At 68.3% G+C, this 21,990-nt stretch carries 21 protein-coding genes, 1 tRNA gene and 7 pseudogenes; 18 read left to right on the top strand and 11 right to left on the bottom strand.

What is annotated here, in order from left to right:
• Positions 1–837: tyrosine-type recombinase/integrase (locus ACFXB5_RS25645; RefSeq protein WP_385211849.1), on the top strand; the 837-nt coding region annotated here is incomplete at its 5' end.
• A gap of 85 nt (positions 838–922) precedes the next feature.
• Here ACFXB5_RS25645 and ACFXB5_RS25640 read toward each other — a convergent pair.
• Positions 923–1,297 (bottom strand): annotated as a pseudogene (locus tag ACFXB5_RS25640) (transposase); the annotation flags it as partial.
• A gap of 129 nt (positions 1,298–1,426) precedes the next feature.
• Between ACFXB5_RS25640 and ACFXB5_RS25635 the strand changes: the two are divergent.
• The 3 genes and pseudogenes from ACFXB5_RS25635 to ACFXB5_RS25625 all read left to right on the top strand — a co-directional run bounded on the left by ACFXB5_RS25635 (position 1,427) and on the right by ACFXB5_RS25625 (position 3,161).
• Positions 1,427–2,569: a transposase gene (locus ACFXB5_RS25635; RefSeq protein ID WP_385211847.1), complete on the top strand. Its 1,143-nt coding sequence runs from the start codon at positions 1,427–1,429 to the stop codon at positions 2,567–2,569.
• Positions 2,500–2,805, top strand: a pseudogene (locus ACFXB5_RS25630) (IS1182 family transposase); the annotation flags it as partial. The gene ACFXB5_RS25635 and the pseudogene ACFXB5_RS25630, both read left to right, overlap by 70 nt.
• Positions 2,790–3,161 carry a transposase gene (locus tag ACFXB5_RS25625; protein WP_385211845.1) on the top strand — a complete coding sequence of 124 codons (372 nt, stop codon included), beginning with the start codon at positions 2,790–2,792 and terminating at the stop codon, positions 3,159–3,161. The pseudogene ACFXB5_RS25630 and the gene ACFXB5_RS25625, both read left to right, overlap by 16 nt.
• Positions 3,162–3,275: 114 nt before the next feature.
• On the opposite strand, the gene ACFXB5_RS25620 is transcribed toward ACFXB5_RS25625, so the two are convergent.
• Both ACFXB5_RS25620 and ACFXB5_RS25615 read right to left on the bottom strand, forming a co-directional pair.
• Entirely contained in the window at positions 3,276–4,085 is an 810-nt protein-coding gene (locus tag ACFXB5_RS25620) for an alpha/beta fold hydrolase (RefSeq protein WP_385211843.1), read from the bottom strand.
• 47 nt (positions 4,086–4,132) lie between these two features.
• Entirely contained in the window at positions 4,133–4,591 is a 459-nt protein-coding gene (locus ACFXB5_RS25615) for a cupin domain-containing protein (RefSeq protein WP_385211842.1), read from the bottom strand.
• 123 nt (positions 4,592–4,714) lie between these two features.
• Here ACFXB5_RS25615 and ACFXB5_RS25610 point away from each other — a divergent pair, with 123 nt between their 5' ends.
• The 3 genes from ACFXB5_RS25610 to ACFXB5_RS25600 all read left to right on the top strand — a co-directional run bounded on the left by ACFXB5_RS25610 (position 4,715) and on the right by ACFXB5_RS25600 (position 6,724).
• Complete coding sequence (locus tag ACFXB5_RS25610) at positions 4,715–5,320, top strand: TetR/AcrR family transcriptional regulator (RefSeq protein ID WP_385211841.1); 606 nt, start codon at positions 4,715–4,717, stop codon at positions 5,318–5,320.
• Between the two features lie 378 nt (positions 5,321–5,698).
• The gene (locus ACFXB5_RS25605; protein ID WP_385211856.1) at positions 5,699–6,028 is read left to right on the top strand and encodes a hypothetical protein; all 330 of its coding nucleotides are present in this window, start codon (positions 5,699–5,701) and stop codon (positions 6,026–6,028) included.
• 51 nt (positions 6,029–6,079) lie between these two features.
• Positions 6,080–6,724, top strand: a complete 645-nt coding sequence (locus ACFXB5_RS25600) for a dihydrofolate reductase family protein (RefSeq protein WP_385211839.1) — start codon at positions 6,080–6,082, stop codon at positions 6,722–6,724.
• Positions 6,725–8,276: 1,552 nt separating this feature from the next.
• Here ACFXB5_RS25600 and ACFXB5_RS25595 read toward each other — a convergent pair.
• Positions 8,277–8,723, bottom strand: coding sequence for a PP2C family protein-serine/threonine phosphatase (locus tag ACFXB5_RS25595; RefSeq protein ID WP_385211837.1), 447 nt, complete (start codon positions 8,721–8,723; stop codon positions 8,277–8,279).
• A 383-nt stretch (positions 8,724–9,106) separates the two neighbouring features.
• On the opposite strand from ACFXB5_RS25595, the pseudogene ACFXB5_RS25590 reads away from it, so the two are divergent.
• Positions 9,107–10,337: pseudogene (locus tag ACFXB5_RS25590) on the top strand (IS110 family transposase).
• Between the two features lie 200 nt (positions 10,338–10,537).
• On the opposite strand, the gene ACFXB5_RS25585 reads toward ACFXB5_RS25590, so the two are convergent.
• The 3 genes and pseudogenes from ACFXB5_RS25585 to ACFXB5_RS25575 all read right to left on the bottom strand — a co-directional run.
• On the bottom strand, positions 10,538–11,173 hold the full coding sequence (locus tag ACFXB5_RS25585; RefSeq protein ID WP_385211836.1) for a hypothetical protein: 636 nt from the start codon (positions 11,171–11,173) through the stop codon (positions 10,538–10,540).
• A gap of 296 nt (positions 11,174–11,469) precedes the next feature.
• Positions 11,470–11,554 (bottom strand) — tRNA-OTHER (locus ACFXB5_RS25580).
• A gap of 96 nt (positions 11,555–11,650) precedes the next feature.
• Positions 11,651–11,877 (bottom strand): annotated as a pseudogene (locus ACFXB5_RS25575) (transposase); the annotation flags it as partial.
• Between the two features lie 6 nt (positions 11,878–11,883).
• Here ACFXB5_RS25575 and ACFXB5_RS25570 point away from each other — a divergent pair.
• Positions 11,884–12,038 (top strand): annotated as a pseudogene (locus ACFXB5_RS25570) (IS5/IS1182 family transposase); the annotation flags it as partial.
• Between the two features lie 809 nt (positions 12,039–12,847).
• On the opposite strand, the gene ACFXB5_RS25565 reads toward ACFXB5_RS25570, so the two are convergent.
• Both ACFXB5_RS25565 and ACFXB5_RS25560 read right to left on the bottom strand, forming a co-directional pair.
• Entirely contained in the window at positions 12,848–13,264 is a 417-nt protein-coding gene (locus tag ACFXB5_RS25565; protein ID WP_191066166.1) for an SRPBCC family protein, read from the bottom strand.
• A gap of 28 nt (positions 13,265–13,292) precedes the next feature.
• Positions 13,293–13,664: a VOC family protein gene (locus tag ACFXB5_RS25560; RefSeq protein ID WP_385211834.1), complete on the bottom strand. Its 372-nt coding sequence runs from the start codon at positions 13,662–13,664 to the stop codon at positions 13,293–13,295.
• Between the two features lie 162 nt (positions 13,665–13,826).
• Between ACFXB5_RS25560 and ACFXB5_RS25555 the strand changes: the two genes are divergently transcribed.
• A complete protein-coding gene (locus tag ACFXB5_RS25555; protein WP_385211832.1) occupies positions 13,827–14,642 on the top strand; it encodes a helix-turn-helix domain-containing protein in 816 nt (271 codons plus the stop codon).
• Positions 14,643–14,833: 191 nt separating this feature from the next.
• On the opposite strand, the gene ACFXB5_RS25550 is transcribed toward ACFXB5_RS25555, so the two are convergent.
• On the bottom strand, positions 14,834–15,154 hold the full coding sequence (locus tag ACFXB5_RS25550) for a helix-turn-helix domain-containing protein (protein WP_385211830.1): 321 nt from the start codon (positions 15,152–15,154) through the stop codon (positions 14,834–14,836).
• A 336-nt stretch (positions 15,155–15,490) separates the two neighbouring features.
• On the opposite strand from ACFXB5_RS25550, the gene ACFXB5_RS25545 reads away from it, so the two are divergent.
• From ACFXB5_RS25545 to tpg, 6 genes and pseudogenes are all read left to right on the top strand, one after another.
• Complete coding sequence (locus ACFXB5_RS25545) at positions 15,491–16,465, top strand: NADP-dependent oxidoreductase (protein ID WP_385211828.1); 975 nt, start codon at positions 15,491–15,493, stop codon at positions 16,463–16,465.
• Positions 16,466–16,801: 336 nt separating this feature from the next.
• Positions 16,802–16,996, top strand: coding sequence for a hypothetical protein (locus ACFXB5_RS25540; protein WP_385211827.1), 195 nt, complete (start codon positions 16,802–16,804; stop codon positions 16,994–16,996).
• Positions 16,997–17,086: 90 nt separating this feature from the next.
• Positions 17,087–18,208, top strand: a complete 1,122-nt coding sequence (locus ACFXB5_RS25535; RefSeq protein ID WP_385211825.1) for a hypothetical protein — start codon at positions 17,087–17,089, stop codon at positions 18,206–18,208.
• A 406-nt stretch (positions 18,209–18,614) separates the two neighbouring features.
• Positions 18,615–18,767: a hypothetical protein gene (locus ACFXB5_RS25530; RefSeq protein WP_385211824.1), complete on the top strand. Its 153-nt coding sequence runs from the start codon at positions 18,615–18,617 to the stop codon at positions 18,765–18,767.
• Positions 18,768–19,011: 244 nt separating this feature from the next.
• Positions 19,012–19,626 carry a hypothetical protein gene (locus ACFXB5_RS25525; protein ID WP_385211822.1) on the top strand — a complete coding sequence of 205 codons (615 nt, stop codon included), beginning with the start codon at positions 19,012–19,014 and terminating at the stop codon, positions 19,624–19,626.
• 6 nt (positions 19,627–19,632) lie between these two features.
• A pseudogene (gene tpg / locus ACFXB5_RS25520) lies at positions 19,633–20,189 on the top strand (telomere-protecting terminal protein Tpg).
• Between the two features lie 406 nt (positions 20,190–20,595).
• Here the strand turns inward: tpg and ACFXB5_RS25515 are convergent.
• Complete coding sequence (locus ACFXB5_RS25515) at positions 20,596–20,739, bottom strand: hypothetical protein (RefSeq protein ID WP_385211821.1); 144 nt, start codon at positions 20,737–20,739, stop codon at positions 20,596–20,598.
• Between the two features lie 106 nt (positions 20,740–20,845).
• Between ACFXB5_RS25515 and ACFXB5_RS25510 the strand changes: the two genes are divergently transcribed.
• Together ACFXB5_RS25510 and ACFXB5_RS25505 are read left to right on the top strand one after the other, a co-directional pair.
• Positions 20,846–21,547, top strand: coding sequence for a hypothetical protein (locus ACFXB5_RS25510; RefSeq protein ID WP_385211820.1), 702 nt, complete (start codon positions 20,846–20,848; stop codon positions 21,545–21,547).
• A 297-nt stretch (positions 21,548–21,844) separates the two neighbouring features.
• Positions 21,845–21,990 (top strand): annotated as a pseudogene (locus ACFXB5_RS25505) (DUF2975 domain-containing protein); the annotation flags it as partial.

Below are 21,990 nucleotides of genomic sequence, written 5' to 3'. Positions count from 1 at the left end.
CTGGAGCTGACCGACATCGACGCCGTGTTCGTCGGCGGCTTCCTGGATCATCTCGAACACGACCGGAACAACAGTGTGACCACCCGGAATGCCAGACTGGCCGCGATCCACTCGCTGTTCGTCTATGCCGCCTACCGCTGCCCGGAACACGCCCTGCTGATCCAGCGCGTCCTGGCGATCCCGCAAAAGCGCCGGGACTGCACACTCGTGTGCTTCCTCAGCCACGAGGAGACCGAGGCTCTGCTGGCGGTCCCGGACCAGTCGACCCTCCTGGGGCGACGTGACCACCTCCTGCTGCTGGTCGCGACGCAAAGCGGACTGCGCGTCTCGGAGCTGACCGCACTCACCTGCGCCGACGCCGAACTCGGCACCGGCGCCCACCTGCGCTGCACTGGCAAGGGCCGCAAACAGCGCTGCACCCCGCTGACGAAACCCACCGCCCGCCTGCTCCAGCGATGGATCACCGCCCGCAACGCAGCCCCGGACGACTCACTGTTCCCCAACCGCGTCGGCGGACACCTCAGCCGCGACGCCGTTGCCGACATCCTCCGCAAATACCTGCCCGCTGCCACGAAGCGATGCCCGGCCCTGGCCAGCAAGAACGTCACCCCGCACACACTTCGTCACACGGCGGCCATGGCATTGCTGACCGCCGGCGTCGACACCTCCACCATCGCGCTATGGCTCGGACACGCGAGCACCAAGGCCACCGACGTCTACCTGCACGCCGACCTGGCGATGAAGGAACAGGCCCTGGCCCGCACCGCACCCCGCGACACCGCCGCCAAACGCTACCGGCCCACCGACAGCCTGCTCACCTTCCTGGAGAACCTGTAGTTATCGCCGGCCTCAGCCCCTACAACACCGCCGTCCACCAGCTCCGATCGGCCCGACCCGCCATAACCGACGCCCCCAGATAATTGCCGGCGTCGTAGCCGCGGGAGTCCTTGCCGACGGTCTCGGCGGCCTTGATCGACTGGGAGTCGATGACGGTGGCCACCGCACCGGGCGCCTTGCCCATCTCGCGGCGGATCCGCTTGCGGAGCTGGTCACGGATCTGCCCGATGACGCCGGCGGCGGCCCAGCGGGCCATGAACCCGTAGCAGGTGCGCCAGGGCGGGAAGTCCTTGGGCAGGGACCGCCATTTGCAGCCGGTGTCCACGACATAGCGGATCGCGTCCACGATCTCCCGCCGCGGGTGCTTCTCCGGGCGCCCGCCGATCGGGGTGTCGCAGGCCGGGACCGGCAGCAGCGGCTCGCTCAGGGCCCATTCGTCGTCCCAGGTGTCGGAGGGGTAGGGGTGCCGGTAAGAACGCTGTCACCGATCCTGCTGGCTTATTCCGTGCCCGGCGGGGCTGGCGGCTCGTTGGTCGGGGCAGCAGCGGCCGTCTTGGCGTTCCGGTCGCGGGTGGGGTGTGGAATGTCGATGCGGCCGAGGCCGTGGCCGAAGGTGCCCGAGCTGACCGCGCAGGTGGCGCGTGCAGTGGCGGCACGGGGCCCGTACCCGTTGGCGATGCGGGTCCGTGACGAACTGGGCGAGTTGTTCGCGGACCCCGAGTTCGCCGAGGCGTTCGGAACCAGAGGGAGGCCGGGCTGGTCACCGGGCCGGCTGGCGCTGGTGACGGTGTTGCAGTTCGCCGAGAACCTCACTGACCGGGCGGCAGCGCATCGGGTGAGGTACGGCATGGACCTGAAGTACGCGCTCGGCCTGGAGCTGGATGATCCCGGGTTCGACGCCTCGGTGCTGTCCGAATTCCGCACGCGGTTGGTCGAGCACGGGATGGAGGAGAAGGTGCTCGACCTGCTGCTGACCGCGCTCAAGGACCGGGGCCTGGTGAAGGCCGGAGGCAAGCAGCGCACCGACTCCACCCGCGTGCTGGCGGCGGTACGCGACCTGAACAGGCTGGAGCTGGCCGGGGAAACACTGCGGGCCACGCTGGAGGCGCTGGCCTGCTCGGCCCCGGACTGGCTGGCCCAGGCGGTGCCCGTTCGGGAATGGGCCGACCGCTACGGCCCGCGGACTCACTCCTGGCATCCGCCGGCTTCCACGAGCAAGCGCGAGGAGATGGCCCTGGTCTACGGCCGGGACGGGTTCGCGCTGCTGGAGGCGGTGCATGCCCCTGATGCTCCGGCCTGGCTGCGCGAACTCCCAGCGGTGCAGGTCCTGCGCACGATGTGGGTGCAGAACTACCACCGCACCGTGACCGAGGCCGGGACGGAGGTGAAGCGGCGGGAGAGCAAAAACCTCCCGCCCGGCAGACTGCGGCTGGCCTCTCCGTACGACACCGACGCGCGCTACGGCCTCAAACAGGGCTCCTGGTGGACCGGCTACAAGATCCACATCAGTGAGTCCTGCGACGATGCCGACGACCAGGACCCGGTTGCCGACGGCCAGGCGCTGATCCCCGGAGCCGACGGACCGCCGCCGCACTTGATCACCGGCATCGCGACCACCGACGCCACAGTGACCGACGCGGAAATGACCGAACGGTCCATCACATGCTCGCCGCCCGCGATCTCCTGCCCGCCGAGCACTTCCTCGACTCCGGTTACGCCTCCGCCGAGTTGATCGTGGGCATCAAGAAGAACTTCGGGGTCACCCTGGTCACCCCGGTCCTGATGAACAGCTCACCCCAGGCGCGTGCCGGCGCCGGGTTCGACCGCACCGCGTTCACCATCGACTGGGACAAGCGGCAGGCCACCTGCCCACGCGGGGACACCAGCACCTGGTGGAGCCCTGCCACCCTGCGCGGCACCAAGGCCACCGTCATCAAGTTCGACAAGGAGACATGCCGCCCCTGCCCGGTGCGCGACCAGTGCACCAGCTCGAAGACCGGCGGCCGGACCCTCTCCCTGCACCCCCCCCCGAGGTTCAAGAAGTCCTCGACCATGCCCGTCTCCAGCAGGGCGACGAGCAGTGGCGAGCCAAGTACGGAACCCGCGCGGGCATCGAGGGAACCATCCACCAGGCCGTCGCGGTCACCGGGATGAGACGTGCCCGCTACCTCGGTCTCCAGAAGACCCACCTGGAGCACGTCTTCTCCACCGTTGCGCTCAACCTCATTCGCCTCGATGCCTGGTGGAACGGCCACCCGTTCGACCGCACCCGCGTCAGCCACCTTGCCCGCCTCGACCTCTCCCGTCGCCGCGTGACCGAATAAGCCAGCAGGATCGGTGACAGCGTTCTTACCAGCACCCCCTCATGCAGCAGACGGCCAGGATCAACGTGGGTCTGATGCGACCGGGCTGAGGCATCGGGCTCGCCCTCTGGGGGGTCAGAGCTGTGGCCGGTGGATAACACGGGCGTCGGCGAAGTCCCAGAGGATCGGGAGGAGTTGGTCGGGCGTTTCGCTCTGCGGCATATGGCCGGTGCCCTCCAGCAGACGGAACTTCGCGTCCGGGATGGCCTGTGCGTACGCGCGTCCGTAGCCGACGTCCACGACCTGGTCGCTCACGCCCCACGCGACCAGGGTCGGATGGGTGATCTTGGCGAGGCGCTCGGGCAGGGTGGGGTCGGCCATGTTGTGCGGGCCCGAATAGACCTGCAGGGTAGCGCGGTTGGCGGCCATGATCGCGCGCTGTGTCTCGGTCAGTGCGCTGGGGTCGAAGCGGAACTTCGAGGGGTCGTGGAAGGAAAGGCGGGACAGTTCGGCGGGGGTCAGGGAGAAGGTGTCGGCTATCGGGTGGCCGGGGACGGGGATGCCGACGGCGTTGACAAGGGTGACGCTGCTGATCCGGTCGCCGCCCAGGGCCGCTAGTTCGGCGGCGATCCAGCCGCCGATCGAGTTCCCGACGACGGCGACGTCCCGCAGGTCGAGCGCGTCGAGCAGGTGGGCGTATACCTGGGCCAGGGTCGTGATGTCGGTCAGCCATTCGGGGCGAAAGGTGACGTCGAAGCCGGGGTGGACGGGGGTGAACACCCTGGCCGGCCGCTGTTCGGCGAGGAGGCCGGCGAACGGGGTGACGGTCTGCGGGCCGCCGCCTCCATGCAGGAGCAGGAAGGGGCGTCCCCGCTCGCCGTGGAGGTCGACGGTGACGTCGATGGTGCCCTGGTCGAGCGTGAGGGTGTGGGTGCTGCGGGTCATTTCCGTGCTCCTCGAGCGGGTCGGTTTCAGGGGAAGTCGGGGCGCCGTCACGCGAAGTCGGTAGCGGGGACGGTGGCGTAGCGGCTCATGATCGAGACTGTCGACTCCGGGGTCAGTTCCCGGCCGCCCGCGATCATGTTCCGCAGGTCACGGAAGTACTGCACATACAGGTCCGGCGTGAAGGTGTTGAGCATCATCGCCGGCTCGTCGCCGAGGTTGGCGAAGGTGTGCGGGGCGCCGGGAGGGATCATCGCGAGGGTGCCGGCCGGCGCCGCGTGGGTGGTCTCCCCGATGGTGAAGTGAACGGTGCCGGAGACGACGTAGAAGCCCTCGTCGTGTTGGGCGTGCCGGTGCTGCGGCGGGCCCTGGGTGTGCGGGGCGATGGTGATCTCTCCGATGCCGAGGCGGTGCCCGGTGGTGCTGCCGTCCTCGAGGATGCGCATCTGTGTCGGGCCGAGCTGGATGGTCTCGCCGTCGTTCGGGCCGACCACGGAGACGGTGCTCATTGCTCCTCCTTCGTGAGAGCTGACTCTCATGAGATTAGGGAGCCGAGTGTCGTAATGCAAGTTGGCTCTCATGAAGAGAGAAAGCTGCTATTATGTGGAGGGATCGACGGGAGGAGTCGCGTGATGACGGCGCAGACAGGTGCCGGCCGTACCAACCAGAAGCAGCGCACGCGGACGGCGATCGTGACGGCCGCCCGTGAACTCATCGGCACGGGCACCGAAGTGACCATGCCCGCGATCGCCCGCGCGGCCCTGGTCTCCGAGGCCACCGCCTACCGGTACTTCCCGGACCTGCCCTCCCTGATCAGCGAGGCCCTGGCCGGTGTCTGGCCGCCCCCCGCCGAAGCGCTCGCCCCGGTCGCGGCCTCCGCCGATCCCGTCGAACGCACCGCCTTCGCCTGCGAGTTCCTGCTGCGCGGCATCCTCGCCCGCCAGGGCTCGGTACGGGCGATGATCGCCGCCACCATCACCCGGCCCCAGACGGTGACCACGCGCCCCGGCATCCGCTTCGGACTCATCGACCACGCGCTCCTCCCGCTGGAGGACACGCTCGGCGCGACGGACCCGGACGCCTTCACCCAGCTCAAGCGGGACCTCGCGGTGGTCATGAGCGCCGAGGCGCTCTTCACCCTCACCGATCTGTGCGGGCTCGGCCCCGACGAGGCCGTCGCCAGCGCCGTACGGACCGCGTCGACCCTTACCGAAGCCGCGGTGCGCTCGATCGCGTAGCGGCGGCGGACCGGCTCGGATGCCACTCCGGTCGTGAACGCCACCGGCTTCCTGCGGCAGGACGGCGGTCGGTCCGCGTTCCGTCATCCGGCGTGTTCGGTCTCGCTATGGGCCACGGCGCGCAAGGAGACGGATGTCCGGTCAATGTGCTGGGCCAGAAGGCGGGACGCGACGTCGGCGTCCCGTGCGACGACCCCGTCCACCAGGGCCTGGTGCTCACCGGCGATGTCACGGTCGTAGTCATGGCCGATGGGGAACGATCAGCGGCGGTAGACCGTCGCGGCGTCCCGCAAGGAGAGGGCGACGCTCAGCAAGCGGTCGTTGCCGCACGCCATATGGCCGGGCTGACCGTGGGGGCAGGACCTCTCCGAGCGCGGACTGCGACTGCCCGGGCCCGCACCACGGTTCTCCCTGGCCAAGTCCTATCCCGGCTTCGCCCCCATCGGCCCGGAGCTGGTCACTCCCGAGGAGTTCGGCGACCCCGATGACCTGGAGCTCGGCTGCTCGGGTCGCGGGTCTGCGGTGACGGCCGCGTCGGCGGGCCCGGCGGGCTGCGGTTCGCGCTCCACGGTGGGGTCATTGCGCTCCGTCCCGGCTTGGGCTTTCTGGTTCTACCCGGTCGCGGCGCACTTCGTCATCGCTGCCGGGCACACCTTGAGGAAAAGCTACGGCCCTGTCGATCCGGCCTCGTCCCATTCGACGCCCTGATGTGGGGCACCTCGCCACACGAGGATTCGACAGGACCTGACGAGGAAACACGTGGATCAGTTGCTGAGAGTCATGAACTTCAACGTCTCAAGTGATGGAATCGGTGCCGGTGAGCACCAGAGCCTCGAGAGCCCGTTCGGTTTCGCCAGTCCCGAAAGGCTGTTCGCCTGGGCCGGCGCCACGGCGAGCTGGCCCATGCGGACCGACCCCGGAGGGAGCCGCGGCCTCGATGATTACTTCACGCGGGACTTCGCACGCAACGTCGGCGCCGAGATCATGGGCCGCAACAAGTTCGGCCCCCAGCGCGGCCCCTGGCACGACCATGGCTGGCGCGGCTGGTGGGGCGACGAGCCCCCATTCCACACCCCGGTGTTCGTCATGACCCACCACAAGCGTCCTTCGATCACACTCTCCGACACCACATTCCACTTCGTCGACGGTGACCCGGTCACGGTCCTGGAACGGGCACGGGCGGCAGCGCAGGGCAGGGACGTCCGGCTCGGCGGCGGGGTCACCACCATCGCGCAGTTCCTTGACGCCGGTCTCGTCGACACCATGCACGTGGCCGTCTCGCCGGTGAGGCTCGGGTCCGGCCTCCGCCTGTGGGAGTCGCCCGATGAACTGCTCGACCGGTTCCATCTCGAGGTCGTGCCCAGCCCAAGCGGCGTGACGCATCACCTGTTCTGGCGAAAATGATGCGGGCTCCCACTCCGGGATCGCAGCACGGTCGATGCAAGCGCTTCGGCACATGAACGCGTAGCTGTGGGCGAGCTACCAGGGCAGACCGCGGCACTCGCCCACAACCAGTCGCATGGGCAACGGACCTGCCTGGCCGCCATGCGTCTCATGAGCGGCAACCAACTGAACAGGTCCGGATGCGGCCCGCCGTGCGCGGAAGGCCGAACATCCTGGCCGCAACAGGAACGCCCCGGGACCACGGCCCGCCTTGTGCACCCTCACCGCCGAAACGCTGACCGGCGGCGGGCTGCATAGCCCCTGCCCCAGTGATGATCGGGGCGGTGAGCAGAGCTGGACGCTGAGGTCCTCCGGCCTCCTGGGGTCCTCCGCCCCCTGAGGTCTTCCAGCCAGCGTAGACGTGTCCCGAACAGCACGCCCTGATCAGGCGGCAGGCGGCCGCCACGCCGGGCGACAGCCCCGGTACGACTCGTGGTGAACAACGCGACGGCCGACGCTGCCAGTCGCCTGCCCAGGTTGTCTGGATATTCGCCCCAGCCAACTACACCAGCTTCGCTGTGCCATTCCTCCAGGTGAAGCAGGAGGTAGAGGTACAGCTGGTGAGTTCGGCGGATCTGGCCGCGCACGGCTCCGAACCCTCGCCTCCAACCCGGGCCCTGTCCATCCATCTCGTCTACAACGTCCGGCTGGAGGCTGCGAACCAGACGCAGGCTGGCGGACCGCTGACGCTGAGCTACTCCCTCGGGTCCGTCGACTACGGCGGGCTGGGTCCCCTCCTGCCGCCGACGGCCCGCGCGCTCATTGACGAGTTCCTCGCCACGGTACGACCTGCACCCGTGACTCTCGATCTGGCCCCAGTACAGCACCTGCGACACCCGCGAGATCGTCCTCGCCCGGGGCCGGCGATGAGGTCACCCAGGACGGTCAGTGCCGGGGGACGACCGGCAGTTGGCGCTCGGCATACGACGGCGCGGTGCTCGACGCGGCGTCCAGAGTGATAGGGACCCCTCCGATTGGCAGCCGGATCTGGTCAGCTACCGCTGTACGTACGCCCGTGCGTGGATCTCGGTAAAGCACGCTTACGTCCTCACCACGGACGAGGAAGAACCTGCCGCACTGACCGGCATGCTCGACACCTGCGCCCGATGCGCCTCGGCTCCCCAGCGCGCCGGCGTGTCCGGCGTGACGGGAGCCGGGGGAGATGCCCCCCGGGCGCCAGGTGGTGGCGGCCGGCGTCGCCGCCACCGCGGGTGCCCCCGCGCGCTCTACCGCCTCCCTGATATCGCGTCATCATGGCGCGGCTACAGAGGTGAGGACTATCGAGGCCGGTGGGGACCGGAACATCGACCGCCTGTCGCCGGACTCGCCGGTCTGCTGCGACCCTTGGCAGGTCGCTGCCGACGTGCGGGCTCGCCTCACCCGTGAGCTCGATGGGTGGGCCCGGGCCCGGTCTGTATCGACGGAGCCCGAAGGGACGGGCAGGCCACCCAGGCCGCCGTAGAGGGCTGGGGCCACCTAGAAGGCCTGGTGAACCCGCCCCTGTGCCTCCTCCTCAGCGAACCAGCGTGAGGGCCAGGATCGCCATGTCGTCTTGTCGCCGGACCCCGGTCCAGTCGGTGACATCGGCAACGAGTGTGTCCACCACCTCCGACGCTGTGCGGAAATCCCGGTCGGGCAGCCTCGTACGGGGTTCGTAGAAAGCCCCGTGCCGGTCGCGCGCCTCGGTGACACCGTCGGTCACCAGCAGCAGGTAGTCCCCCTGGTGGAAGGGGAAGGTGTCACAGCCGGACGCGCCGACGCCCTCCGGCATGCCCAGGCCCAGGGGAAGTCCCGGAGCCGATGGCTCCAGCGACGTCACCCGGCCTCCGCGGATCAGATACGGCGGCGGATGACCGCGGTGGTGCAACCGCACCCGCCCCTCCTCTTCGCTGACCTCGACCAGTACGGCGGTGGCGAACTGCTCCAGTGCACCGGTCGAGCACGGTTTCGTCCACCTCAAGAACTAATCCCTTCCCAAGAGCACCCGGCGGGAGCCCCACAGTCCTCCGGGTGTTCGAGTCGGGTGCTGGATGCACGCCTTCTCAAGAACAGGCGGTGACGCCTTTCGCCAGACCGGCGGCATCCAGCACCCCGAGAGTCGACACCGGTCGCCTTGCCCCTCGTTGGTGTTGGTGGTGCGAGCCCACTGCGCGGTGACCTCTTGATACGCCCGAGCCGTTCGAGCTCCCGCGCAGACCGAGGCCTGTGGGGTGCGCTGGTGCCACGAACGGCTCGTGAGGTGGCGGCACTCCGCACAGCGGTTGATGCCTGGGATGAGTGCGACGCGTGGCCCGCATGCGCTCGTGACCAGCGCGAACATCAGCACATCGGGAAGGAACTCCCTTGATCTATTGTGGAATTCGACTGGGCCGAACGTACCCACGATGTCGCCTTGGTCGACGACACCGGCAGGTTATTGGCCAAGCGGCACATAACCGACGACGCCGTCGGCTACACGCTGCTGCTGGAGCTTCTCGCCGAGCACGGTGACACCGAGGACACCCCGATCCCGGTGGCCATCGAGACCTCCCGCGGCCTGCTGGTCGCCGTGCTGCGTTCCGGTAAGCGGAAGGTGTACGCGATCAACCCGCTGGCCGCCGCCCGCTACCGCGACCGACACAGTGTCTCGCGTAAGAAGTCCGACCCCGGCGATGCCCTCGTCCTGGCGAACATCCTGCGCACCGACATGCACGCCCACCGGCCGCTGCCCGACGACTCCGACCTCGGCCGTGCGATCGTCGTCCTCGCACGCGCTCAGCAGGACGCACTGTGGAACCGGCAGCAGCTCGCCAACCAGCTCCGCTCCCTGCTGCGCGAGTACTACCCGGCAGCCCTGGACGCCTTCGCCACCTGGACCAACGGCCTGTGCCGGCCTGAGGCACGTGAACTCCTCAAGACCGCCCCGACCCCGACACGGGCGGCACGCCTGACCCGCACCCAGCTCCAGGCCGCCCTGGAGCGGGCCGGCCGCAAGCGCGGCATCGACACCGAAGTGGATCGCCTCCGTGATGCCTTCCGCGCCGAGTCCGCGCACCAGCCGCCGCTTGTCGAAGACGCTCTCGGCAAGCAGATGCTCGCCCTCCTTGTCCAGCTCAACGCCGCCTGCACCGCCGCTGACCAACTCGCCGAGGCGGTGGAGGACGCGTTCCCTCAGCATCCGGACGCTGAGATCCTGCTGAGCTTCCCCGGGCTCGGTATCCAGCTCGCCGCCCGGATCCTGGCCGAGATCGGGGACGACCGCAGCCGCTTCGCCGACGCCCGGGGCCTGAAGGCATACGCGGGCTCCTCGCCCATCACCCGCGCTTCCGGCAAGAGGTCGAGCATCACGCGGCGGTGGGTGAAGAACGACGCGCTCAACCACGCCGGCTACCTCTGGGCCTTCGCCGCTCCGAACGGATCCCCCGGTGCCAAGGCCCACTACCGCCGCCGTCGCGACGAGCACGGGGACTGGAACGCCGCCGCCCGGAGGAACCTGTTCAACCGAATGCCCGGCCAGCTCTACCACTGCCTGCAGAAGCACGAGTTGTTCGACGAACGCACCGCGTTCCCCATCGCACTCGCGGCGGCCGCTTGACACCTTGGCAACGTGAGGTGTCTGGCGCGTCCTCGGCAAGGTACGCACCGAACCGAAATGGGCGACCACGCTGGTGCGTTCCCTGCTGGTCCTGACGAGCCGCGAAGTCTCGAGATGACCGATGATCTTCACAGAAGTCACCCGCCTGGTAGACGGTGCCGTTGCTGATGATGCCGCAGCCTCGATCCAGATCCGTTCCGCTACGAGCCGGATGGCAGTAGTCCGCGGGCCAGGGTGAAGGCAGCCGTAGCGGTGGACAGGAGGGCGTTGATCCTGCCGAGGACCCGAGCCGTCCTGTCGGCATCCTGCGCGTCGACGGCCGCGGCCAGGTCGTCGGCGTACTCCCGTGCTCTTACCGCTTCATCGGACGTCGCGGTGGCCGCATCCGTGCGCAGGGCGTCGATCAGTTGCTGGTGGGGAATGTCAGGCGCATTCGCCCGGTTGCCGTAGCCGCCGTGGGCCACCGAATGATGGCTGTTGACGTTCGCCACGACGAAGCCGCCCGGTCCAGTGGAGATGTGCACCCCTTCGCCTCCTGTCCAGATGAACTTGCCCTCGTACTCGGTCCAGCCCTTGTGCGTCACGCTGTAGCTGCCGAACCGCCAACCCTCCACATCGATCAGTCTGTGCTTGAGCAGCTCGGCCAGGATGCGCATGACGTCCGCCCGATTCCATCCTCGCTCGGCAAAGTAGTCGGTCATCATCACGCGCCGCCCCGGGTTCGCCGCCCGCCGGCAAATCTCGCGGAATGCCTGCCCCTGATAGATCTCCAACTGGCCCGGGGCGACCGACGGCTCCGGCAGCCGCCGCCGGTGCACGACTCCGCGGATCCGCACGAAACAGTGCGTAGATCAACCAGCAGAGCAAGGCGATCACAACTAGCGCCGGTGTCGACTCCACGCTCGTCAACCTCCACCCGTCGGCCCTAAGTCAACACATTTTAGGACCAGTTGGTGCGCTGTGAAATCGGTGCCACCAAACAGTTCGGACAAGTGGATGGCGGCTTGTTCTCGGAATCGTCCCCTCCGCCCGCAACTCACCCAAGCACCTCATCACGTCCGAGTCCTCCCACTGCCGCGTCATCAGAGGGCCCTGGGGTGGCGTCCCGCGAAGTGGTGTTGCGGGTCAAGGGTGGCCATCGCCCGGATTCGAACCGGGGTCTCCGCATCGGGGCGAACCCGAGTGCCGTGTCCTGGGCCGCTAGACGACGCATGGCCAGGCGGATCCTATCCACTCGCAGGCTGGCGCGCCCACCCCTTTCTCACCGATGCCCAAGCAAGATCAGTGGAGCCCGGGAACCGAGTACACCTCCGTCACTGACCGAGCTGATTCTGTTCCGGCTGTGGAGGAAGGCGGGGGTCGTCCTCGGCCGGTTTGGCGGTGAGGAGTTCGGCCATGGAGACTTCTGAGAGCAGCGGCGGTCGAAGACCTGCCATTCGTCGTGGAGTTCGGCCGGCGCCGCGGCGGCGAGCCGGTCGAAGGCGGCGGGGTTGGCGAAGACCTGGACGACGTCGGCCCGCCGTTTGATCTCCCGGTTCAGCCCCACACCCCCGGGTTCGTCATCCTGCCCCGCCGCTGGGGCCCTGGGCCTGGATCATGCATGCCCGCCGACACGCACGCGACTACGAACGGCTCATTCAACACTCAGAGTCGCTGATCACCCGGGCCGCGATCACGCTCATGACCAGGCGAATCACCCGCAGAACCTCCCGCAGAGGCGGACAGTCGGCATCCCGCGAAGCGCAACGGGACTGATCACGCTGGCGGTGGTGGTCACCACCGCCATTCGGAAGCCGCCCGAATCCTTGGGCCTGCCCGATTCCCACACCCCGCGAACCCGTCAGCGGAAGTGCCAACGCCGCAGTCCTCGATATCAGAGCCGCCATCGACCTCATGTCCTGGCTGGACACGAACGAGATCGCCCTGCAGGAGACCGCCCAGAGCGACCTGGACCGCTGGATCGTTGACCACCCTTCCGGCCGGTCGTCACCTTCATCCAGTGGGCAGTGGCCAGGCGCATCACCGGCAAGCTCGCCATCTCCCGGCCGTCCGAGACCCACTCATCCGGGTTCCTGGACGAACAAGACCTCCAGGACCAGCTCCGGCGTTGCCTCAATGACGACACCATCCCCCGAGAAGCACGCCTCATCGGCGCCCTGATCAGGCCCTATGCCCTCCCCGTCACCCGCATCGTCGGCGCCTACCCCACCCTCGAGCAGTCACCGGCCTCCCACCCAGCGTGGTCGCCGACCTCTTCGGCATCAACATCACGGCGGCCCACAGGTGGGCGAACTGCACCAAAGGTGATTGGAGTGCCTACCTCGCAGCCCGCACGGTCAGCAGCGAATAGCACACCTTCGGAGCTCCTTGGCGTGGTCCGTGCCGCGTGCTGCCCCACGGTGACGATCCGGAGGAACGGCATGGGTCATTTGGTCTGCCATTTGCGGCAGTGTGCGGCCCGGAACTCTCCGCCGTCCGGGCTGCACACTTATCCTGGCCGGTGTCACCGGTCAGCCGATCGGGGTGGCCTCGCGGTCCAGGGTGTGCTTGATGACACGAAGTCCTTGATCGACCATCTCGGCGATGGGCGCACCGAGGCTATCCGGCGTCACATCGGTGATCCAGACGAAGCGGCTGCGGTTCTCCTCCTCGGCGACCACCTGCATGGAAGCGTGGTGATGCGTGGGCTCCAGAGAGCCACCGACCACCGCGTAAGCGATTCGCCTGGTCTCATCGTCGATGTCGACGATGAGTTCGCGCACCACGGCGCCGTTGGCGAAGGTGACGGTCCTGACGTCGCCGTCGACGCGGGTGTCGGTGACGTACCCCGGTGCGAGGCGGTGGTGAACCTCTCCGAAATCGCGGACCGCCGCCCACACGTTATCCGGAGTGTCCTCGATCAGCACTTCGCGGTGAATGGATGCCATGAGTCTGTCCCCTTCTCGGGTGGAGATGTCAGTCGCCGGTCGGAGCGGCGGTGAGGCAGAACGGGTGGCCCTCGGGGTCGGTGAGGACGATCCACTGACCCTCGCCCGGCTGGAAATCGGGCCGGGACGCACCTAGGTCGAGCAGTGCCTCGGCCGCGGTATCCAAGTCGGCAACGGTGAAGTCGAGGTGCATGTACTTCAGGCCCTCGGGCCAGCACGGCGCCTCGTAGCCGTCCACGCGGACAAAGGCGAGCTGGACCGGGGTGCCACCGCCCAGGGAGGCAAAATCCTGGTCGCTGTGGGCGATCTCCCACCCGGTGGCCTTCTGGTAAAACGCGGCGAGCGCGGCCGGGTCGGCGCAGTCGAAGACGACCGTGCTGAGCTGCTTGAGAGCGGACATGCCAATGACTCCTGGGATTCGAATAGGGGAATGGACGCAACGGCGTACGAGGAGCCCTGAGGCGCTCGCATGCTGCAAGCGTCCTCCCGGCGGCGGGATCCGGTCTTGAAGATCCTTGCAGCGGGAGCGCGGGTGTCAGACCCCCCACGTAGTGTGCGACGGGTGCTCACAGCCATTTCTGTTGCCAGCCGCCCCGACTTCAACATCAGCGCGGTGACCTGCCGTTCCGACCACGACCGCTGGTCGGCGCCGGAAGTGCGCGCCGACTACCGCGTGGTGCTCGTGCGCCGCGGCCGGTTCCGCAGGAAAGCCGCGGGCACCCCAGCCGATATCGACGCGACCCTGGCCTACGTGGGCGCACCGGGCGAGGAAGAGAGCTTCGCCCATCCCACCGGCGGTGACGTGTGCACGTCGATCAGCGTGACACCGAAGCTGTGGCGCTCCCTCGCCGGAGACACCGAGGTACCGGCCGTCCAGGCCTTCTACATCGACCCACGCCTCGACCTCGCCCACCGCCGCCTGCTCACCGCCGCCTGCTCCAAAGACGTCGACTATGCGCTCACCGAAGAGCTATTGACCCTCCTGTCCACCGCCATCGGCCGCACCGTGACCGGACCGACCCCGCTCGCTCCCACGTCCTCCGGGCGCGACCGGCCCCTCATCGCGGCCGCCCGCGAGGCGATCACCGAAGCCCACCCCGCATCGGACACACTGTTCTCGCTCGCCAAGCTCCTCGGCGTCTCCCCCTACCGCCTCAGCCGGGCCTTCCCACGCGAACTCGGCGTGACAGTGACCCAGTACCGCCAGCGCGTCCGGATCGGCAAGGCTCTCGACCGCTTGGAAGCCGGCGAGCACAGCCTCAGCACCCTCGCCGCCGACCTCGGCTACGCCGACCAGGCCCACCTCGCCCGCACGATGCGCCAACACCTCGGTCGCACACCGACAGCTCTTCGCCGTCTGCTCTCCACAGCACGCTGACCCCCGTACATGGAGCATGGTCCTCGCTGAAGACCAAAGCGCTGCTGCACCGACGCCACGGAGCGCCGTACGGCATCCCGTCCACGGGGCGTCGGCCTTCCGGCACGCAGGGAATTGCGCAACGTCGAAATACTGCCTCTTCACCAGTAGCCGCCGAACCGCAGCACGGTCGAGCCCGACTCCCGGCCTTGTCATTCCGCGCAGGGTTGTTGCCGATTCGCGCACGCCTTGGGCGGCAGCTTCCGGTAGTCCCGCGGCGGTATCCGGTAGACGGCCCGGAACAGGCGGCTGAAGTGCGTCGGGTTGGTGAAGCCCCAGCGTTCGGCGATGGCCTGGATCGGGCGGGCGTTCCGGCGGGGGTTGGCCAGGTCGAGGCGGCAGCGCCCAGACGGCGGCGGCGTATCCAGGCTGCCGGCGATGTGTCGTCCTCGGCGAGCAGCTGCTGGAGATGGCGCAGGGAGATGTGATGGGCGTCCGCGATCGCCTGGGGAGTCATGGCCGGGTCGGCTCATGGCCGGGTCGGCTCATGGCCGGGTCGGCGAGGTGCTGCTCGACGAATGCGTTGATCCTGGCCCGCAGGGTGGTCTTGCGGGTCTCCGGGGTCGGTGACTCCTCAGCCTCGCAGTGTGTCGAAGTTCGCTGCCCTTCGACGGAGCGAATGGGGCGACGACCAGTGCGCCGTCCGCGTCCTATCCGGACCCGGTCCGCTAAGTGCTGTCCTGTAACTGATGGGCGATGCCGACTCAGGCGTTTGGGGTGAGACGCTTCACCGCTGATGCGCGTGGCGACCGACGCTGCGTCAGCCGGCAGTGCACACTCGGGTGGAGTCCATTCTCCCCGGAGGCGTCATGCCGCAGTCGGAGTCAGCTGATGCACGGATGCGGGCCTGCGGGGTCGCCGAAGTGTCCGGTCCGGTCCAGTCGCTACGGCTGCCCAGGCCCCAGTCACCCGGGCCGGGCGAGATCTTGCTCGACGTCCTGGCCGCCGGGGTCGGCCCCTGGGACCTGCTGCCTGCCTCCGGTGAATGGGACGTGGGCCTGCGCCTTCCGGCGGCCCTCGGGGTGGAGGGCGCGGGTCGTGTCGTTGCCGTGGGGCCGGATGTCACGGCCCCTGCCGTGGGTGACCTGGTACTGGTCCACAGTGCTCCGCTGCCCGGTCACAGCGGCTTGTGGGCCGAGCAGGTGCTGGTGCGAGCCGCGGACGCGGCGCCTCTGCCCGAAGGTCTGGACCCGGCGCGGGCGGCGGCTCTCCCCGTCAACGGCCTGACCGCCTGCCAGGCTTTGGACTGGTTGGATCTGTCCAGCGGCATGCACCTGCTGGTGACGAACGGGGCGGGAGTGACCGGAGCCCTCGTCCTGCAACTCGCGGTCGCGGCCGGAGTGCATGTGACGGCGACGGCGTCTCCCCGCTCCTTTGACCGGCTGCGCCGCCTGGGCGCGACAGACGTCATCGACTACCGCCGCCCCGCCTGGCCGCGCGAGGTCGGTCGCGTCTTCGACGCGGCGCTCGCCGCAGCCCCCGGAACAGCCGCCACCGCCGGGGAACTCGTCCGCCCGGGGGGCCGGCTGTGCTCCATCACCTCGGACGCCCCGGCCGCGAGCGCTGAACTCACGTCGACAGATCTCTACGTCCGTCCGGACGCGGAGACTCTCGCTGTCCTCGCCGGTCGGCTCCGCGACGGCGTACTCGACCTGCCCACAGAGGTTCTTCCCCTTGATGAGGGCCCCGGCGCCTTCGACCGGTCCTCAAGGGGCCTCACCGGCGGAACCAAGCTCGTGCTCCGCGTCACCGGCCCGGCCTCCTCGGACACCATGCCGGCGTAGAAGCCCAGCGACTCAGTTGCTGGGACTTCGAACGGGTACTGACGGTGTCAACGGCTCGATGGACAAGGCTCCTGTCGGCCCTCACCTCGGTGGGTGATCACCGTGCGGCTGGTGTGATCACCGCGTCCTTCCTGGACAGCCCCGTTCACCGGGCCGACTGGTCGTGGTGGTCGGCCACCCCCTGCTCGGCACCACACCGTCACCATCGCTGGCGGCGGCTACCCCGGGCACCGGCCTGGTCATCCCGCATCCTCTGTCCACAGGCCGGCGCTTTTACCGTCGGTGTCCGTTTCCGGGTGTGTGGTGCCTGGAGGCACGCCGAAAAGGGCGCGGCCGATGGCACAGACAACGTTCGGCAAGCAGGTGGAGGAGTCCGCCGAATATCTCATGTTCGGCATCGGCCGGATTCTGACCGGCCGGGACTTGGACGGCGTGAAGCGCACCGACGCCATGTTCTGGCGCTCGGGCCCCGGCGCCTCGCCGAGGCGGCTCTCACATGGCCGAAACCGCGCCTCTCAATACGTCATGTGACGCATTGTCCCCACAGCGCCATCGCGGTTCCATGCTTGCGGACCTCCAGCGGGGAGCTGGAGGAGAGACCGTGTCCAGACTGGGGGGAAAATGAGGGGAAACGCGAACTGGAGCGCCACCAGACGTGTGCGGGCCGCCTTAAGCGCGGCGATCGTGGTCTGCGCGGTCACGGCGGTGCTGCCCGGAGCCGCTTCGGCTGAGCCCATGACCGTGCCGGGCGTCACGAGCGACGGCGGAGCCGGGGTCGAGCGGATCAGTGTCGCGACCGACGGCACCCAGGGCGACGGCGACTCCGCCGGCGCCACGATCACGACCAACGGTCGGCGTGTCGTCTTCTCGTCGTTGGCGAAGAACCTCACCCCCGCCAACCCGGTGACATGGGAAAGGGTGTTCGTCCGGGACCAGCGGACGAGCCAGACCACGCTGATGAGCAGCATCACCCCAACGAATCAGGACCCGGTGATCAGTGGTGACGGGCAATACGTTGCCTTTTGGGGGCTGTTGCAAAGAGACACGAAGTCCTTTCTGTCTCAGGTGAGCTCGGGAAGCACGATCGGCATCAACTGCTCGGGCCTCAGCTGCAGTCAGCCGTCGCTGAGCGCGGACGGCCGCTACATCGCCCAGGTCGCCACCTTCAATCGACCGCCGTCCCGGCAGCGCATCGAGGTACAGGACTGGCAAGCCAACCACACGCAGACCGTCGCCGAGTTCGGCCACACCGTCTCGGCCCGGCCGTCCATCAGCGGCGACGGCCGCTTTGTCGCCTACCAGGACCGCCAGGCGGAGGACGTCTTCGTGTGGGACCGGACCGACGACACCTCCTCCGGCCCGATCGAGGGCCCGTCCAAGGCGGCGACCCTCGTCCAGATCAGCAAGGACGGCAGCAAGGTCGTCTACCTCTCGGGATCCGACACCTACGTCCAGGACGAGAGCTCGGGCGCCGACCAACTGGTGCCGAATGTGCGGGGCGTGGCCATCGATCCCACCGGCCGCTATCTGCTGTACGCCCCACACGACACGAACGGACCGTCACTCACGCTGCGCGACCTGGAGACGGGCACCGACGAGATCGTCTCGAACCAGCCCGCCTCGGCCGGGACCGACGCGGTCAGCGCCGGTGGGCGCGACGTGGTCTTCCATTCCACGGCCGACGACATCGTGCCCGGCGACACCAACGGCAAGTCGGATGTCTTCGTCCGCCGCTTCTACTGATCGGCCCGGTTGTCGCGCTCTTCGGGTGCCGCACTGCTCTCGCGCCCGCGCGGGAGCAGTGGGGACCCGCGACAGCCCCTGACGATGAACCCCGCCGGGCCGACCGTGAGCCCGACCAAGGCGTCGGCCAGGTCGACCACGGGCCTGACCATGGCAGGTCAGGAGTCTGCGGCGACGGCTCCAGTCGCTCGGTGGCGACCTGGTTGTAGTCGACACCGTCGACTCGATCGCGCGAGTCGTTGGCCTCGCTCTTTCCGCTGCGGTGTGCGCTGTTGATGAAAGTGCTTCGGTGTCACCGACCCGCTTGTCCGGCCGAGCGCCGCAGGCGCAGGAAGTACGGGGTCGGACGTGCGGTCGGGAGGACGCCGGTCACGATCAGGCGGGGGACTCCGGTGGCGCTACGGGCGTGCCTGATGATCCAGACGCTGTCTTCGATGTCGCGGTAGCCGTCGGAGTGGTCGCTGGCGTCGCCGACGAGCAGTGCACACGCCGCTACCTGGTCCCGGTTGACATCTACATGTCCTTCGCCGCGGCCGCCACTCGCTCATTGTCGGGCTGAACGGACCGACCCACCTCACCGGCAACCCGGCCTTCGACCCGGCGCTGCCCGGCTCGTGGTTGGTCGACCTCTCCCACGTGGACCTGTCCCGGGTGGAGATCAACGGCCGCACGGTCGATGGCGACCGGCTGCCTCGCCGTTCACACCGAAAGGCGACCGGCCCACCGGCCCGGCCTGGTACGCCACCCCGACCCTGGCCTACGCACAGGAGCTGGGCTTCGAGGTCGCGCTGATCGAGGCGCACGTGCGCACCGACACCGGCCGCTACCTGGACCCCTGGTACAAGCGGCTGCGCGACGCCTACGTCGCGATGATGGCCGACCTCGGCGTCACCACCGCGATGGGCGGGAGGGAGTTCCTGGAGGCAATGGCCCGCTCCAAGCAGGTCGATCCAACGATGGCGCTCCTGGTGGGCACGATCAAGGCGACCGCGAAGGGCGGCATCGGCAAGCTGCGCCAGCGCTCCCGGGGCCAGGTGCCGTACTACGAGCCGTGGCCGACGCTCTCGAGGGAGACGTGGCGCCCCGACATCCGGGCCGCCGTGCTGGCGTCCCAGCGGATCGGCCTGCACCGCAAGCTGATGAAGACCGCCGCGGCGGCAGAGCTGTACCCGGTCGCGATCGGCACCGACGCCCTCGTCTGCCCTTCGCCCGGCCCGTCCCCGCTGGACGTCCTGCCACACACCCCGGAGGGCAAGCCGGTCCACGGCACGTTCCGGCTCGGGGTCTCGCCGGGGATGGTCAAGCACCAGGGCACCCAGACCGTCCTGTGGGCCGAGGCACAGTTCGAGGAACACAGCGGCGTGTTCAACGTCTCCAACCTGATCAAGAACGACTCGACAGCCGGGGAAGGGGAGTAGCCGACCATGGTGGACTCGCTCGGGGACAGCCTGGACCAGGTGCTGGAGGGAGCGTTCACCTGCCCCATCCCCCAAGCGCCCAGGCGCAGATGAAGTACCCGGTCAAGCAGCTCAAGGGCACCAAGCCGGTCGCTCAGATGCTCGGGGTGCCCCAGCGCGCCGTGGAGCGATACGTGGCGGGCAAGCTGAAGCGGCCCCGTCGCGACCTCCGTGCGCGCATAGAGCGTGAGGTCAAAAGGCGGTGGCAGCCGCAGGCTCGAGGCAAGGTCCGGCAGAAAGCGGCCTCCACCGACGGCCCGGCCGTCTCCACCCGCGCCCGCTTCGGGTTCACCGCCACGCCGGGCACAACCGACGACGCCCGGATCCGCGACATCACCCAGGCCCTCCCACCCCTCTACGCCGACCGACTGTTCACAGCCCGGGAACAGGGCGCCACCGAGCAACAACTCCAGCGCATCGCGGCAGAGGGCCTCGCCCAGATGTACTTCCACGCCAACAACACCCGCGCGCACGGCCTGGGGGTGGAATTCACCGACGTGGACCACATCGAGATTCAGCTGTAGCCCTCCCGGTAGCGTCTCGGCTGACGGTCACCTACACCGACGGCACCACGCTCCGCCACATGATCGAGGTGAGTAACTGCTCGGTGCATGGTGATAGCGGAGGACTCCTCTTCAGCGACGAGACCGCTCTGGGCATCCTGTCGGGCGGCAGCTATGTCGATAAGCCCTGCGGGGATTCCGACGACCAAGCGGACCGTTCGCAGCTTCTACGAACCGGTATACAAGGTGCTTCTCTGGGAAGGCCTGAAGGTCTACTGGGCCACGGACCATCTCTCGCCGCCTGCGGCACGAACGCAGACGCAGCAGGCGGCGAGAGAGGCTGCGAGTGAACCAGGACGCGCCCCTCCGCGTCGAAGGTGTGGAGTGGGATCAGCGCTGGGCGCTGAAGAATCTCCGCGCCATCGTTTCAGTAGGTAATCCATCGTCGACCGCCGCAGAGGACTCCATGCATACGGACATGAAGCGCTTCGCCAGCCTGCTGCTGGTATCGCTCCTGAGCTCTGGCCTCCTCGCTGGTTGCAGCAAGGATCAGCGCGTCGGTGATGGTCATGCGAACGATCAATCGTTGCATAAGCAGGAGAAGCGCGCCCGTCAAGTAGCCGATTCCTGGCGGACATCTGCGGCCGCTGCTGCCTGGATGCAGGGGCTACTACCCAATGGCCGACGTGGTGCAGAAGCCGGAATCCGGCTGGCACAGCAAGGCAGACGAGCAGGCATACAAGACAAAGAACTTCGTCCTGCATGGCAATCTGTCCAGCACTTCCCCCGCGGTCGGAAAGGCGGAATGGGGGAATGGGAAAGCCCTCACCCGCCCGCTGATCGGGGCGAAGAAGACGTACCAGTCGTTGGCCCTCAACCGCAGTGACGGACCCCGCCTGACCGTGACTGGGGCGCGGCTCGGCACAGCAACGATCGTGACAAGCCGCGGCACCGCGACTGTCCCCGCATGGCTGTTCACACTGGAGGGCTACGACACCCCGCTGAAGCGGGTCGCCCTCACCCCCTCAAAGCTTCCCAAGCCGCCGATCGGACAAGCTCAGCAAGGTTCTGCCGACGGAATCAGAAGCGTCGCCCGGCTGGCCGGGACGGCGACGGACGGCCGCTCCGTCACGGTGAAAGCCGCTCACGGATCCTGCGACGACGGCCCCGTCGTCAAGGCGCTGGAGACGGACGAGAGCGTAGTACTGTACGCCTCCATCGCAGGGGCGGAAAGCGGCCCCTGCCCCGCCAGCATGACCGAACAGAGCGTGAAGGTCGAGCTGTCGAAGCCGCTCGATGGCCGCCTCCTCCTGGACGCCCTCACCGGTCGACCGGTGCCGTACGGAGACCCCAACGGACTGTCGCCGAGCTGGACGTAAACGCAACATCATCCAGGTGCTCCCACCAGATCTACGCCGTCCGCTCGGGAGTAATCGCCGCCACCCAGCTGCGTGACAGCAGCCGACCAAATGCCCGTTATGGCAGTGTTTCACGCTGTGTCCGGGCCGTGGACCCCGACTCTGGGGTGGATCCCGCGGTCCGAGCCATGAGGGTGCGAGGTTCGGCTTCCCGGGTCAGGGTTTCGGTGTGGCCCACCGTCCAGCCGTCGCCTCAACCCTTGATTCATCTATCGATATTCGATAGATTCCCATCGCAACTCGATGGAAGGATGGGGTATGGGACAGCTGGCAGTGCGTGCGCTTCGCGCCGTGCTCGTGGTGGTGCTCGCCGGCACCGTGTTCGTGCAGGCATTGATGGTGTGGGTGTTGGTCAGCGGGTGCGATCCGGACGACGGGTCGCGCCCCCAGACCCCGCTGCGCCA

This window comes from Streptomyces sp. NPDC059455, assembly GCF_042750115.1.
GTDB classification, from domain to species: Bacteria; Actinomycetota; Actinomycetes; order Streptomycetales; family Streptomycetaceae; genus Streptomyces; species Streptomyces endocoffeicus.
The sequence above is the reverse complement of the archived record's forward strand: the minus strand, read 5'-3'. Positions and strand labels throughout refer to the sequence as shown.

Coding starts and splice junctions, on each gene's coding strand:
- ACFXB5_RS25635 (WP_385211847.1), top strand. CDS start 1,427: ATGCGGCCGAGGCCGTGGCCGAAGGTGCCCGAGCTGACCGCGCAGGTG.
- ACFXB5_RS25625 (WP_385211845.1), top strand. CDS start 2,790: ATGCCGCCCCTGCCCGGTGCGCGACCAGTGCACCAGCTCGAAGACCGG.
- ACFXB5_RS25620 (WP_385211843.1), bottom strand. CDS start 4,085: ATGACCCGCAGCACCCACACCCTCACGCTCGACCAGGGCACCATCGAC.
- ACFXB5_RS25615 (WP_385211842.1), bottom strand. CDS start 4,591: ATGAGCACCGTCTCCGTGGTCGGCCCGAACGACGGCGAGACCATCCAG.
- ACFXB5_RS25610 (WP_385211841.1), top strand. CDS start 4,715: ATGACGGCGCAGACAGGTGCCGGCCGTACCAACCAGAAGCAGCGCACG.
- ACFXB5_RS25565 (WP_191066166.1), bottom strand. CDS start 13,264: ATGGCATCCATTCACCGCGAAGTGCTGATCGAGGACACTCCGGATAAC.
- ACFXB5_RS25560 (WP_385211834.1), bottom strand. CDS start 13,664: ATGTCCGCTCTCAAGCAGCTCAGCACGGTCGTCTTCGACTGCGCCGAC.
- ACFXB5_RS25550 (WP_385211830.1), bottom strand. CDS start 15,154: ATGAGCCGACCCGGCCATGACTCCCCAGGCGATCGCGGACGCCCATCA.
- ACFXB5_RS25545 (WP_385211828.1), top strand. CDS start 15,491: ATGCCGCAGTCGGAGTCAGCTGATGCACGGATGCGGGCCTGCGGGGTC.
- ACFXB5_RS25540 (WP_385211827.1), top strand. CDS start 16,802: ATGGCACAGACAACGTTCGGCAAGCAGGTGGAGGAGTCCGCCGAATAT.
- ACFXB5_RS25535 (WP_385211825.1), top strand. CDS start 17,087: ATGAGGGGAAACGCGAACTGGAGCGCCACCAGACGTGTGCGGGCCGCC.
- ACFXB5_RS25515 (WP_385211821.1), bottom strand. CDS start 20,739: ATGACCATCACCGACGCGCTGATCCTTGCTGCAACCAGCGAGGAGGCC.
- ACFXB5_RS25510 (WP_385211820.1), top strand. CDS start 20,846: ATGGCCGACGTGGTGCAGAAGCCGGAATCCGGCTGGCACAGCAAGGCA.